At 70.6% G+C, this 12,587-nt stretch carries 11 protein-coding genes; 4 read left to right on the top strand and 7 right to left on the bottom strand.

What is annotated here, in order from left to right; all coding sequences use genetic code 11:
- Positions 1 to 181 precede the first annotated feature (181 nt).
- The 3 genes from ACP4E5_RS18425 to xseA all read right to left on the bottom strand — a co-directional run bounded on the left by ACP4E5_RS18425 (position 182) and on the right by xseA (position 2,436).
- A complete protein-coding gene (locus ACP4E5_RS18425; protein WP_425830056.1) occupies positions 182 to 772 on the bottom strand; it encodes a malonic semialdehyde reductase in 591 nt (196 codons plus the stop codon).
- A 165-nt stretch (positions 773 to 937) separates the two neighbouring features.
- Complete coding sequence (locus ACP4E5_RS18420; RefSeq protein WP_425830054.1) at positions 938 to 1,186, bottom strand: exodeoxyribonuclease VII small subunit; 249 nt, start codon at positions 1,184 to 1,186, stop codon at positions 938 to 940.
- Positions 1,187 to 1,200: 14 nt separating this feature from the next.
- Positions 1,201 to 2,436: an exodeoxyribonuclease VII large subunit gene (gene xseA / locus ACP4E5_RS18415; RefSeq protein ID WP_425830052.1), complete on the bottom strand. Its 1,236-nt coding sequence runs from the start codon at positions 2,434 to 2,436 to the stop codon at positions 1,201 to 1,203.
- Positions 2,437 to 2,551: 115 nt separating this feature from the next.
- Here xseA and ACP4E5_RS18410 point away from each other — a divergent pair, with 115 nt between their 5' ends.
- Complete coding sequence (locus tag ACP4E5_RS18410; RefSeq protein ID WP_425830050.1) at positions 2,552 to 4,033, top strand: collagen-binding domain-containing protein; 1,482 nt, start codon at positions 2,552 to 2,554, stop codon at positions 4,031 to 4,033.
- A gap of 21 nt (positions 4,034 to 4,054) precedes the next feature.
- Here ACP4E5_RS18410 and ACP4E5_RS18405 read toward each other — a convergent pair whose 3' ends face one another.
- Positions 4,055 to 5,446, bottom strand: a complete 1,392-nt coding sequence (locus tag ACP4E5_RS18405; protein WP_425830048.1) for an APC family permease — start codon at positions 5,444 to 5,446, stop codon at positions 4,055 to 4,057.
- Between the two features lie 82 nt (positions 5,447 to 5,528).
- Here ACP4E5_RS18405 and ACP4E5_RS18400 point away from each other — a divergent pair, with 82 nt between their 5' ends.
- Positions 5,529 to 6,536 carry a 4-hydroxy-3-methylbut-2-enyl diphosphate reductase gene (locus ACP4E5_RS18400; RefSeq protein ID WP_425830046.1) on the top strand — a complete coding sequence of 336 codons (1,008 nt, stop codon included), beginning with the start codon at positions 5,529 to 5,531 and terminating at the stop codon, positions 6,534 to 6,536.
- A gap of 29 nt (positions 6,537 to 6,565) precedes the next feature.
- A complete protein-coding gene (gene ppgK / locus ACP4E5_RS18395; protein WP_425830044.1) occupies positions 6,566 to 7,315 on the top strand; it encodes a polyphosphate--glucose phosphotransferase in 750 nt (249 codons plus the stop codon).
- Positions 7,316 to 7,336: 21 nt separating this feature from the next.
- Here ppgK and ACP4E5_RS18390 read toward each other — a convergent pair whose 3' ends face one another.
- Positions 7,337 to 7,990 (bottom strand): DUF6542 domain-containing protein, encoded by a 654-nt coding sequence (locus ACP4E5_RS18390; protein WP_425830042.1) that lies wholly within the window; start codon positions 7,988 to 7,990, stop codon positions 7,337 to 7,339.
- A 160-nt stretch (positions 7,991 to 8,150) separates the two neighbouring features.
- On the opposite strand from ACP4E5_RS18390, the gene ychF reads away from it, so the two are divergent.
- Complete coding sequence (gene ychF, locus ACP4E5_RS18385) at positions 8,151 to 9,239, top strand: redox-regulated ATPase YchF (RefSeq protein ID WP_425830040.1); 1,089 nt, start codon at positions 8,151 to 8,153, stop codon at positions 9,237 to 9,239.
- Positions 9,240 to 9,620: 381 nt separating this feature from the next.
- Here ychF and ACP4E5_RS18380 read toward each other — a convergent pair whose 3' ends face one another.
- Entirely contained in the window at positions 9,621 to 11,120 is a 1,500-nt protein-coding gene (locus ACP4E5_RS18380; RefSeq protein ID WP_425830038.1) for an APC family permease, read from the bottom strand.
- A gap of 106 nt (positions 11,121 to 11,226) precedes the next feature.
- Positions 11,227 to 12,573, bottom strand: a complete 1,347-nt coding sequence (locus ACP4E5_RS18375; protein ID WP_425830036.1) for an aminotransferase family protein — start codon at positions 12,571 to 12,573, stop codon at positions 11,227 to 11,229.
- Positions 12,574 to 12,587 lie beyond the last annotated feature (14 nt).

The following is a 12,587-nucleotide window of genomic DNA, read 5'->3' as shown; positions in this document are numbered from 1 at the left end:
GAGGAAGGGCCCCGGCCGAAGCCGGGGCCCTTCCTCGTAGGCGTACGTACGCGCGGGACTCAGACGGTCGTGATGACCTGGTCCTGCTCCAGGCGCGGGGAGCGCGGACTGCATTCTCCCGGGGGATAACCCCCGGACCCCCAGCCGGACAGGCGGGGGGTCCGGTCGGTGTGGGGTGGACTCAGATGGTGGTGATGACCTGGTCCTGCTCCAGGCGCGGGGAGCGCGGGAACCAGGCGTCCTCGCCCGGCTTGCCGATGTTGATGACCATCAGCGGGGCGTGGTCGTCGTCCAGGAACTCCTTCTGGATGCCGGCGAAGTCGATGCCGGTCATCGGGCCGGCGGACAGGCCCGCGGCGCGGATGCCGATGATGAAGTAGGCGGCCTGCAGCGTCGCGTTCAGCGTGCCGGCCTGCTCGCGGACCGGGCGCTCGGAGAAGAACATGTCCTTGATCGCCGGGGCGTGCGGGAAGAGCTGCGGCAGCTCCTCGTGGAACTCGTGGTCCGCGGAGAGGATCGCGACCAGCGGGGCGGCGGCGGTCTTCGGCTGGTTGCCCTCGGCCATGTGCTTGACGAGGCGCTCGCGGGCCTCGGGGGAGCGGACCAGGGTGATGCGCAGCGGCGACTGGTTGAAGGCGGTCGGGCCGTACTTGACCAGGTCGTAGATCGCGGCGACCTGCTCGTCGGTCACCGGCTCGTCCGAGAACGTGTTCGCGGTACGGGCTTCGCGGAACAGGAGGTCCTGCGCGGCGGGGTCAAGAACGAGAGACATGGATCAACCTTCTCGGTGCGACGGTCACGGCTGCGGCGATCCGTTCTGTCCGGATCGGCCCACATGAAAGACCGTACGCCGATGAGGTTCAACCTTCAACCAAACTCTTCGTGACGCTGTTCACAAGAAGGTCACCGGCGGGCCGCGGGGCGGCCAGAGGCGGCGTCACTCCTCGTCGGCGTCCTCGGTCTCCCCGGCTCCCTCCTCGCCCTCTTCCGTGAGCGCCGCGTCCAGGCGGGCACGCGCGCCGTCCAGCCAGCGGCGGCACACCTTCGCCAGCTCCTCGCCGCGCTCCCACAGCGCGAGGGACTCCTCAAGAGACGTGCCGCCGGCCTCCAACCGCCGTACGACATCGATCAGTTCGTCCCGCGCCTGCTCATAGCCGAGCGCCTCGTCGGCCGCCTTGGTCGTCATGCTGTCGTCCGTCCTCACGCTTCGTCCGCCGCCGCGGCGGCGTCTGTTGTTACTCGTACGGTGAATTCGCCCTCGGCGACGCGGGCCCGCAGCTCCTCGTCCCCCGCCACCTCGTCCGGCGCGCGCACCACGTGCCCGTCCGCCTTCTGGAGCACCGCGTAGCCCCGCTTCAGGGTGGCCGCGGGGGAGAGCGCCACCACGCGCGCGTGCGTGTGCGTCAGCTCCGACTCGGCGCGGTCGAGGAGGTGGCCGAGGGTGCGGCGGGAGCGCTCGGTCAGCGCCGCGATCTGTTCCTCGCGCTCGTCGACCATGCGGTGCGGGTCCTCTATCGAGGGCCGGGCGAGCGCCGCGGCCAGGCCCCGCTCCTCCCGCTCGATGAGCCCCTCGACGCTGCGCCGGGCCCGGTCCCGCAGGAAGCGCACCCGCTCGTACTCCTCGCCTACGTCCGGCACGACCTTCTTCGCCGCGTCCGTCGGCGTCGAGGCCCGCAGGTCGGCCACGTAGTCGAGCAGGGGGTTGTCCGGTTCGTGGCCGATCGCGGAGACGACGGGCGTCCGGCACGAGGACACCGCGCGCACCAGCTGCTCGTCGGAGAACGGGAGCAGGTCCTCCACGCTGCCGCCGCCGCGCGCCACGATGATCACGTCGACGTCGCCGATCGCGTCCAGTTCCTTGACGGCCTGCACCACTTGCGGCACCGCGTGCACGCCCTGCACCGGTACGTTGCGCACCTCGAAGCGGACGGCGGGCCAGCGGTGCCGCGCGTTCTCCAGCACGTCCCGCTCCGCGGCCGATGCGCGGCCGCAGACCAGGCCGATGAGCTGCGGCAGGAACGGCAGCGGTTTCTTGCGGTCGTCCGCGAAGAGGCCCTCCGCGCCCAGCGCCTTCTTCAACTGCTCCAGGCGCGCCAGCAGTTCACCGACGCCGACCGGGCGGATCTCCGCGGCCCGCAGCGAGAGCTGGCCGCGCGGCGCGTACCACTCCGGCTTCGCGTGCACGACGACGCGGGAGCCCTCGCGCACCACGTCCGCCACCGCGTCGAACACCTGCCGGTAGCAGGTCACCGACACCGAGATCTCGTGCGACGGGTCGCGCAGCGTCAGGAACACGACGCCCGCGCCCGGTCTGCGGGACAGCTGCGTGATCTGTCCCTCGACCCACACGGCGCCGAGCCGGTCGATCCATCCCCCGATGAGCCGCGACACCTGCCCGACGGGCAGCGGGGCGTCCGCGGACGTGTTGACAGCCATGCCGTGAGCGTAGTCGCAGGCACCGACATCGCAGGTGGACGTCCCCATCCTCCGTACGGCGGGCAGCCGGGCGTGGCTCTGCGGCCGTCCCGGGGCGTGCTCCTAGCGTCCGGTCATGCGAAAAATGACAAATGCCGCAAAAGTGATCCCGTTCGCGGGGTGCCTGGCGTGCGCGGTGGCGGTCGGTGCGCTCGCGGGTACGCCGTCCGGCGCCGCCGCACCCACCCGCGACACGGTCTCGCTCGGCAACCCCGTGGCGGGCAACAACGGATTCGGCGTCGTCACGGAGGGCGACGCCGTCCTCGGCAGCACCGAGTCCGAGGGCCCCGTCGCCATCGGCGGCGACCTCACCTTCGGCTCCGGCTACAACGTCGCCCTGAACCACCTCGGCAACTACGTCGCCCCCGGTGACAGCAACCCCACCGCGCTGCTCGTGGGCGGCGGGATCAACCACGACGACAGCGCGCCCGACGGCGTCCTCAAGGTCCTGCGCGACGGCTACGTCAAGATCGGCAACCTCAGCAACAGCAGCGTCCTGAACCAGGACGACAACGGGGCCTCCGTCCATACGCACATCACCCGCAAGGGCGCCGACTACAACTCGGCCTCCCGGCTGGAACTGACCACCACGCAGCCCATCTCCTCCGTCGGGCAGCGGCCCATGGACTTCGCCTCGCTGTTCACGGCCTACCGGGAGCGCGCCGAGGCCATGGCCGGCTGCGCGAACACGGTGAAGCTGCGCGACGGCGACGGCAACGCCCTGGACGGTCCTTCGCAGATCCCCGCCGACGGCCGGGTCCGCGTCTCCCTCACTCCGGGCAGGACCAACGTCCTGCATCTCACCGGCGAGCAGCTCAACAACATCGGCGAGATCACCTTCGACGACCAGCCGAGCGCGGACACCCCGTTCCTCGTCGTCGTGGACACCACGGACACCGGCTCGCGGTTCACCTGGCACACCCCGAACCTCGCGGGCGTCTCCGGCACGCAGGCCCCCTACATGCTGTGGAACTTCCCCGACGCCACGGACATCACGGTGGCCGACGGCGACACGGTCGAGGGCACGGTCTTCGCGCCGAACGCGAAGATCACCGACCTCGATCCGTCGAACATGGAGGGCGACGTGATCGCGAAGGAGCTGGTGGCGGGGCCGCTCGACCCGGTCACCAAACAGACCGTCAACGCGGGGGAGATCCACTACTTCCCGTTCGACGCGCAGCTGTCGTGCGAGGGCCGGTCGACGGACGAGACGCCGTCACCGTCCGACAGCCCGAGCGGATCGCCCTCGGAGCACGAGGTGCCGCTGCCGTCGCCGTCGCCTTCGGACAGCGACTCGCCGTCACCCTCGGACAGCCCGAGCCCGACTCCGTCCTCCCCGCCCTCGGCGGAGAGCCCCGTGCCGTCGCCGTCCGGCACCCCGCCGACGACGCCCACGACGTCCTCCTCGACTCCCGCGCCCGCAGGCGGCTCCCCGCTCGCCCACACCGGCTCCGACCGGCGTCAGGCCGCCGCCCTGGGCGGGATCGCGCTCGCCTTGGTGGCAGCCGGCACCGGTGCCGTCCTGCTCGGCCGCAGGCGCGGACGCGGCCGCCACTGACCCGCGTACGAGGCCGGGGCCTCAGTCGGCCGTGCCGCCGCTCGCCGGTGGCACGGCCGGCTCAGGCCGCACCCGCTGCACCGCGAGCACCACGAGCCCGATGGCCAGCCAGATCGCGCCGACCACCTGCGCCGTCGAGGACGCCTCCACGATCACCGCGACGGTGATCGCCGCGCCGACGACCGGAATCAGGACGTGGCGCCACCAGCTCACCTCGCCACCACGGCGGCGTACCGCGAAATACCCCACCACGCTCGCGTGCAGCAACGTGAAGGCCGTCAGGGCGCCGATGTCGACGACCGAGACCAGGTGGTCCATTCCGTCGTCCCGGCTGGCCGCCCACACGGCCGCGACGAGCGTGATCACCGCGGCGAGCAGCAGCGCCACCCGCGGCACCCCGGAGTACGTCCGCGACAGGGCCTTCGGCAGGCGCCGGTCGCGGGCCATCGCGAAGAGCAGCCGCCCGGCCGCCGCCTGCCCGGCGAGCGCCGCGAACGCCGCGCCGATCGCCTTGCTCACCGCCACCAGGTCGTGCAGCCACGACCCCACGGACGCGTCCACGGCGTCGTAGAAGGCGCTGCCCTGCTTTCCGGGGTCGGTGGCGAGCTGCGCCGACGTGGTGGGTTCGAGCAGTGCGACCAGATAGGTCTGCACGACGAACAGCACGCCGGTGAAGACGAGGCAGAACAGCACCGCCCGCGCGACCTTCGCCGAGCCCCCGGTGACCTCCTCCGCGAACGACGCGATGGCGTCGAAGCCCAGGTACGAGAGGACCGCCACGGACACCGCGCCGATCACCGCCGACAGCGCGAACGCGCCCTGCGTGCCGTCGCCGGTCAGCGGGGACAGCCAGTCGCGCTGCGGCCCGTCCGTGGCCAGGACCACGATCGCCGAGACGACGAAGACCAGCAGGACCACGACCTCCAGCGCCAGGACGGCGAACCCGACCCGCGCCGCGGCCCGCACACCCCACAGGTTGAGCAGCGTCGTGATCACCACCGCGAGCGCCGTCCACACCCACTGGGAGACCGAGGGGACGAGCGAGTTCATCGCGATGCCGGCGAAGAGATACGCGACCGCCGGGATCAGCACGTAGTCGAGCATCGCCATCCAGCCCGCGATGAACCCGGGCCCCTTTCCGAGACCCGCGCGCGCGTAGGCGAACACGGAGCCCGCCTGTGGGGCCACCTGCACCATCTGTGCGTAGCTGAACGCGGTGAACGCCATCGCGATCGTCGCGACGATGTAGACGAGGGCGACCGCGCCATGAGATTTCGCGTCCAGGGTGCCGAAGACGCCGACGGGCGCCATGGGGGCGATGAAGAGGAGCCCGTAGACGACGAGGTCCCGGAAACCGAGACTGCGCCGCAGCGCCGTCTCTTCCTGCGTGACGTGGGGGGTGTCGCCGGACATCGTGCCTCCGTTACTTGCTTTGACCCCAGTCTCCCCACCGGGACGATCTTTGGCTCCCCGGGGTCGCCCTTACGATGGGGGCATGACTGCTACGCCTGGCTCCCGCCGCGTCCTGCTCGCCGCCCCCCGGGGCTACTGCGCCGGTGTGGACCGTGCCGTGATCGCCGTCGAGAAGGCCCTCGAGCAGTACGGGGCGCCCGTCTATGTCCGCCACGAGATCGTGCACAACAAGTACGTCGTGCAGACCCTGGAGCGGAAGGGAGCCATCTTCGTCGAGCAGACGGCGGAGGTTCCCGAGGGCTCCATCGTGATGTTCTCGGCGCACGGTGTCGCACCGACCGTCCACGAAGAGGCCGAGCGCGGCAAGCTCGCCACCATCGACGCCACCTGCCCCCTGGTGACCAAGGTCCACAAGGAGGCGATCCGCTACGCCAACGACGACTTCGACATCCTCCTGATCGGACACGAGGGCCACGAAGAGGTCATCGGCACGTCCGGCGAGGCCCCCGACCACATCACCCTCGTCGACGGGCCCGAGGACGTCGACAAGGTCGAGGTCCGCGACCCCGAGAAGGTCGTCTGGCTCTCCCAGACCACCCTCTCCGTCGACGAGACCATGGAGACCGTCGACGCCCTCAAGGGCAAGTTCCCGCAGCTCATCTCGCCGCCCAGCGACGACATCTGCTACGCGACCCAGAACCGCCAGCTCGCCGTGAAGCAGATGGGCGCCGAGTCCGACCTCGTCATCGTCGTCGGCTCGCGCAACTCGTCGAACTCCGTGCGCCTCGTCGAGGTCGCCAAGCAGGCGGGTGCCAAGGAGGCGTACCTCGTGGACTACGCCTCCGAGATCGACGAGTCCTGGCTGGACGGCGTCACGACCGTCGGCGTCACCTCCGGTGCCTCCGTCCCGGACGTCCTCGTCGAGGAGGTCCTGGAGTACCTGTCGCAGCGCGACTTCGCGGACGTGGAGATCGTGAAGGCGGCCGAGGAGTCGATCACGTTCTCGCTGCCCAAGGAGCTCCGTCGCGACCTGCGCGCGGAGGCCCAGTCCCTCGTCGGTGGCGCGGAGGGTTCCGCTTCCAAGGAGTGACTGTCGGTCTCCCGTCGTAACGTGGAGTCATGCAGATCTTCGGTGTGGACATCGGCGGATCCGGGATCAAGGGCGCCCCGGTCGACCTGGAGCGCGGCGATCTCGCCCAGGAGCGCCACAAGGTGCTGACCCCGCACCCGGCCACGCCCGAGGGCGTGGCCGACGGGGTCAAGGAAGTCATCGACCACTTCGCCGATGTGCGGCCCGACCGGGTCGGCATCACGTTCCCGGGCGTCGTCACCGGCGGCGCCACGGTGCGCACGGCGGCCAATGTCGACAAGAGCTGGATCGACGTGGACGCGCGGGCCCTGCTGAGCAAGAAGCTCGGCGGGCTCCCGGTCACGGTGCTCAACGACGCGGACGCCGCGGGCGTCGCCGAGATGAACTTCGGCGCGGGCCGCGGCCGCAAGGGCACCGTGCTGCTGCTCACCTTCGGTACGGGCATCGGCAGCGCCCTGTTCAGCGAGGGCGTCCTCGTGCCGAACACGGAACTCGGCCACCTGGAGCTGAACGGGCACGACGCGGAGAAGCACGCCTCCACGAAGGCCCGCGAGGACCACGACCTCAGCTGGGAGCACTGGGCGCACCGCGTGCAGAAGTACCTGGCGCACGTGGAGATGCTCTGCTCGCCCGAGCTGTTCATCATCGGCGGCGGCGTCAGCCGCAAGGCACACAAGTTCCTGCCGCTGATCGAGGGCATCAAGGCCGAGATCGTCCCGGCCGAGTTGCAGAACAACGCGGGGATCGTGGGAGCGGCGATGTCGGCATCGCGCGCGTAGTGCTCGTTTCGTGCGGGTCGGCTACGCGGTACGGCGCCGCGGTCCCGGCGCCTGGGACGAGGACTGTGACGAGGACTGCGCCGAGGCCCGGCCCGCGGGGGACTGGCGGGCGGCGGCCCGGCGCACCGCGGCCCGCCGGGCCATGAGCCGCACCTTTCGCACGGTCACGAGCACGCCGGTGATGAGCGTCCCGCCGTACAGCCAGATCGCGTTCATGGCGAGCGTCGTCGCGAGCCCCATGACCTGCGGCCCGAAGCCGCCCGTGCCCTCGGAGATCGGCACGATGCCGACGGCGAACGCGATCGGGACCACGACCGGCGCCGTCACCAGGTCCGCGCCGCGCACCCACAGCGCCGTGAGCCCGCTGACGAGCAGGAACAGCACGCCGTAGACGGCCGGGGAGCCCGCGAACAGGAGCCGGTCGAGGAACCCGGAGACCAGCATCGCGGCGACGCAGAACAGCCCGCTGCCCCGCCCCGTGAGCCGCGGTTTCGGGAAGCGGAGGGGGCGGCGCCCGGCAGCCGGCCGGCTCCCGCGGACGGCGCGGTACACGGTGGCGGACTCACCGGACGGCGCGGCGCCGTCCTGCCTGTCCTTGCCGCCCTGCGCCTGCGGCGGAAGCGGGGGCGTGCGGCGGGGCCTGGCCTGCGGGGGACGCGTCCTGGGTTGCTCCACAAGCCCAACATAGATGCGCTTATGTGCCCAATAGGCCAAGGGACACGCACTTTGGCGGAGCTTGACCGCGCTTGGCCGAAGACGGCCGGGTCGGGCGAGGCCGTAGACTGGTGGATCGCCCAGCCCCACACCCACCCCACCACGTACGGGAAGTCGCAACGTGTCGCTCACGATCGGAATCGTCGGTCTGCCGAATGTCGGCAAGTCGACCCTGTTCAACGCCCTGACCAAGAACGACGTGCTCGCGGCCAACTACCCGTTCGCCACGATCGAGCCCAACGTGGGCGTGGTCGGCGTCCCGGACACGCGTCTCACCAAACTGGCCGAGATCTTCAACTCCCAGAAGGTCCTGCCGGCCACGGTCGACTTCGTCGACATCGCGGGCATCGTGCGCGGCGCCTCCGAGGGTGAGGGCCTGGGCAACAAGTTCCTGGCGAACATCCGCGAGTCCGACGCGATCTGCCAGGTCATCCGCGCGTTCCAGGACGAGAACGTCGTGCACGTCGACGGCAAGGTCGCGCCCAAGAGCGACATCGAGACGATCAACACCGAGCTGATCCTCGCCGACCTCCAGACCATCGAGAAGGTCCTCCCGCGCCTCCAGAAGGAGTCGCGCATCAAGAAGGACATCGGCCCGAAGGTCAAGGCGGTCGAGGCGGCCAAGGAGATCCTGGAGAAGGGCGAGACGCTCTCCTCCGCGGGCATCCTCCAGGGCTCCGACGCCGAGGAGCTCCTCCACGACCTGCACCTCCTCACGACGAAGCCCTTCCTCTACGTCTTCAACGTCGACGAGGACGAGCTCACGGACGAGGCCTTCAAGGAGGAGCAGCGCGCCCTCGTCGCCCCCGCCGAGGCGATCTTCCTCAACGCCAAGCTGGAGGCGGACCTCGCCGAGCTCGACGAGGAGGAGGCCCTCGAACTCCTCCAGTCCGTCGGCCAGGACGAGCCGGGTCTCGCGACCCTCGCCCGCGTCGGCTTCGACACCCTCGGCCTCCAGACCTACCTGACGGCAGGCCCCAAGGAGTCCCGCGCCTGGACGATCAAGAAGGGCGCGACGGCCCCCGAGGCGGCCGGTGTCATCCACACCGACTTCCAGAAGGGCTTCATCAAGGCCGAGATCATCTCCTTCGCCGACCTGGTCGAGACGGGCTCGGTCGCCGACGCCCGCGCGGCCGGCAAGGCGCGCATGGAGGGCAAGGACTACGTGATGCAGGACGGCGACGTGGTGGAGTTCCGCTTCAACGTGTAGTGGGTAACGTGTCATCGCGTCGCTGATCTGGCGAATATGCAGATCAGACGGGGTCCGATCCTTCGGGGTCGGGCCCTTCGCGGGTTCAGTGGCAACCGGCGAGTCAGTGGCAACCGGCGAGGGGGAAGTAATCTCCTTGTTACCAACATCGTCGTTAGGGTCATGCGAACGGCGGCTCCGCCCCGAACGCGCCCCCTGGGCCCCGGCGTCGACCTGGACCATCAACCACCGGCAGGGGCCCGGACCTCGCCGTCTTCCGCAGCGCCCTGGAGGACGCGGACGTAGCGGCCGTACTCGAACTGTGGCGGGACCCGAACTCGCCCTGGTCTCCGGGGTGTCCGCACTCGGCGCGGATTGCGTGCTGCCCGCCCCGGCCGGCACCTACACCCTGGAGGCCCGCCGCCGCGGCCGCGCCGCCGCGAGGCCCGCCGCGCCCACCAGGAGCAGCACCACGATCGTGCCCAGGGTGAACGTCTCGAACGTGGTGCGGGAGACGCCCCACGTGTCGGCGAAGTCGTAGTCGATGCCGAAGGCGGATTCCAGGACGCCGGGGAAGAGGGCGGCCCAGGAGCCGACGAGGATCCACGCGTAGACGAGGGCCGCGCAGGCCATGAAGCCCCGGTTGCCGAAGGGGACTTGGTAGGGGCGGGGGACCTCCGGGCGGCGCAGGCGCAGGACCACCAGGGCGGGGACGACCAGGAGGTAGGAGAGGAGCAGTGTCGTCACCGCCACCGTCAGGACCACGCCGAAGATCGCGCCCGTGTCGCCCTTCACCAGTTGCATCGCGGCGAGCATGAACACCGTGGCCACCGCGCCGGAGAGCAGGTTCGTGCGGACCGGGGTGCCGAGCTTCGGGTGGAAGGCGCCGAGCGCGCGGCTGAAGAAGCCGCCGTCCGCCGCGGCCATCGCCTGCATGCGGTCGCTGACGATCATCCACGCGCTGCCCTGCGTGAGGAGGGCGAAGACGAACATGACCGCCGTGGTGGTCAGGAGGGGGCCCGCCGCCGGGCCGTAGACGTCGAAGACCAGGCGGACGCCCTCCATGAAGCCGCCGATGCCGGTGACCTTGGAGGCGGGGACCACGGCCAGGAGGGCCAGGACCGGGAGCAGGTAGCAGGCCGCCGCGATCGTCGCCGAGCGGCCCAGCGCCGCGGGGACGTCGTGCTGCGGGTCGTGCATCTCCTCGCCCGCCGCGTTCGGCGCCTCGAACCCCACGTAGGCGAAGAGCAGGATGGGGACGAGGGCGAGGAAGCCGGCTGTCGTGGGGGCGAAGTGGGCCGAGCTCAGGCCCTGGAAGCCGTGTTCCGCTCCGTAGAGGATCGCGGTCAGTGTGAAGAGGGCCAGCGAGAGGACCTTCACCACCGCGCCCGCCGTCGTGATCCATTTGCCGCGGCTGAGCGAGACGATCGCCGTGAGGATCGCGATCCACACGAAGAGCAGCTTGAACGTGTAGTCGAGATACGTGCCCGAACCCAGGTGGAAGACGAAGCCGTCCCAGGTCTCGGCGGCCAGGAAGACCAGCGAACCGCCCAGCCAGATCGGGTTGGTGACCCAGTAGAAGAGCGTGGTGAGGGCCGCTGCCGGGCGGCCCAGGGCCAGTTTCACCCAGACGTACGGGCCGCCCTCCTGCGGGAACGCGGCGCCCGTCTCCGCGAACAGCAGGGCGTAGGGGAGCAGGAAGAACAGGGCGATGGCCGCCGTCCAGGTGGCCGCCTCGCCGCCGCCGGTGGCGATCTGGCCGATGGTGTCGAAGGAGATCACCGCGGCCACGGCCATGGCCGTGATGTCGAAGCGCTTCAGGCTGCGCTTCAGGTTCGAGTCCGGGTCCGGTCCGGTGTCGTGCGGCGTCTGTGGTTCTGCGGAGGGGAGGTTCGTCGACACGGGCAGTTCCTAGGGGGTCAGGGGGTCGGGGACTGCGAGGGCCTGAACAGGTGCGGGACAAGCGGGATGCGGGGCCCGGCGGTGCGTACCGCCGGGCCCCGTGGTGTCACGCCTCCCGGATCTCGCCGGAGGCGTCCGTGCGCTCCAGTACGCCGCGCAGGGCCGACGCCACCTCCTTGGTCTCGGCCTCCGTCATGATCAGCGGCGGGGACAGGACCAGGCTGTGCGCGGAGTCGCGGACGATGACGCCGGTCTCGCGGCGGATCACGTCGTGCGGCATCCGGTCGGGGTTCAAGGGGAGCGGGGCGCGCGTGGCGCGGTCCGCGACCAGCTCCACCGCGAGCATCATGCCCACCGAGCGGATCTCGCCGACGATGGGCAAGTCACCCAGCTGCGACTGGAGTTCGCCGTGCAGCGTGGCGCCGATCGTCTTCGCCCGCCCCAACAGGCCCTCCTTCTCGATGACATCGAGGTTGGCGAGGGCGACGGCGGTCGCGACCGGGTGGCCGTTGTACGTGTAGCCCATCGGGAAGCCGTGGTCCCGGAGCAGCACCTCCGCGACTTGGTCGGCGACCATCAGCGCGCCCAGCGGTACGTAGCCGGAGGTGATGCCCTTGGCGGTGACGATGATGTCCGGGGTGACGCCGAAGTGCTGGGCGGCGAACCACTCGCCCACGCGGCCGTACGCGGTGACGACCTCGTCGAAGATGAGCAGGATGCCGTGCCGGTCCAGCACCTCGCGCACGCGCGGCCAGTAGTCGGCCGGCGGGACGAGCATGCCGCCGACGCCCATGATGGGCTCGCCGATCATCGCCGCGATGTTGTCCGCGCCGATCTCCGCGATGCGCTCCTCCAGTTCGCGGATGAGGAAGTCCGTCGGGTCCTGGCCCGCGTACAGCTCCGTGCGGTACGGCCACGGCGGCGTCAGGTGCGAGACGTGCGGCATCATCGGGGCGAAGCCCTCGTGGTACAGCGGGAATCCGGTGGCCGAGCCGCCGCCGTAGCCGATGCCGTGGTACGCCTTGTCGCGCGCCAGGATCCAGGTGCGGTCGGTGTCGCCGCGGCGGTGGTGGTAGTAGCGGGCCATCTTGATGGCCGCCTCGTTGCCCTCCGAGCCGCCGGACGTGAAGTACACGTGGTTCAGCGGGTCCGGTGCCAACTCGGCGAGGCGCGTGGCGAGTTCGATGGCGCGGTCGTTGGAGAACTCCCAGAAGCTGGTGAAGTACTCCAGCTTCTTCATCTGCTCGTGGGCGACGTCCGCCAGGTCCTCGCGGCCGTGGCCGACCTGGGCGAGCCACAGGCCGCCGGTGGCGTCGAGGTAGTCGCGGCCCTCGGAGTCGGTGAGGCGGCAGCCGTTGCCCGACGTCATGATCACCCGCTCCTCGGTGGTGCCGGGGAGGTAGGGGTGGATGATGTGGGCGCGGTCGGCCGCCAGGAGTTCCTGGTGCTGCATGGGGGTGTCCCTTC

The organism is Streptomyces fractus (assembly GCF_049844455.1).
Taxonomy (GTDB): domain Bacteria; phylum Actinomycetota; class Actinomycetes; order Streptomycetales; family Streptomycetaceae; genus Streptomyces; species Streptomyces fractus.
The sequence above is the reverse complement of the archived record's forward strand: the minus strand, read 5'-3'. Positions and strand labels throughout refer to the sequence as shown.

Coding starts and splice junctions, on each gene's coding strand:
- ACP4E5_RS18400 (WP_425830046.1), top strand. CDS start 5,529: ATGACTGCTACGCCTGGCTCCCGCCGCGTCCTGCTCGCCGCCCCCCGG.
- ACP4E5_RS18420 (WP_425830054.1), bottom strand. CDS start 1,186: ATGACGACCAAGGCGGCCGACGAGGCGCTCGGCTATGAGCAGGCGCGG.
- ACP4E5_RS18405 (WP_425830048.1), bottom strand. CDS start 5,446: ATGTCCGGCGACACCCCCCACGTCACGCAGGAAGAGACGGCGCTGCGG.
- ACP4E5_RS18410 (WP_425830050.1), top strand. CDS start 2,552: ATGCGAAAAATGACAAATGCCGCAAAAGTGATCCCGTTCGCGGGGTGC.
- ACP4E5_RS18375 (WP_425830036.1), bottom strand. CDS start 12,573: ATGCAGCACCAGGAACTCCTGGCGGCCGACCGCGCCCACATCATCCAC.
- xseA (WP_425830052.1), bottom strand. CDS start 2,436: ATGGCTGTCAACACGTCCGCGGACGCCCCGCTGCCCGTCGGGCAGGTG.
- ACP4E5_RS18425 (WP_425830056.1), bottom strand. CDS start 772: ATGTCTCTCGTTCTTGACCCCGCCGCGCAGGACCTCCTGTTCCGCGAA.
- ppgK (WP_425830044.1), top strand. CDS start 6,566: ATGCAGATCTTCGGTGTGGACATCGGCGGATCCGGGATCAAGGGCGCC.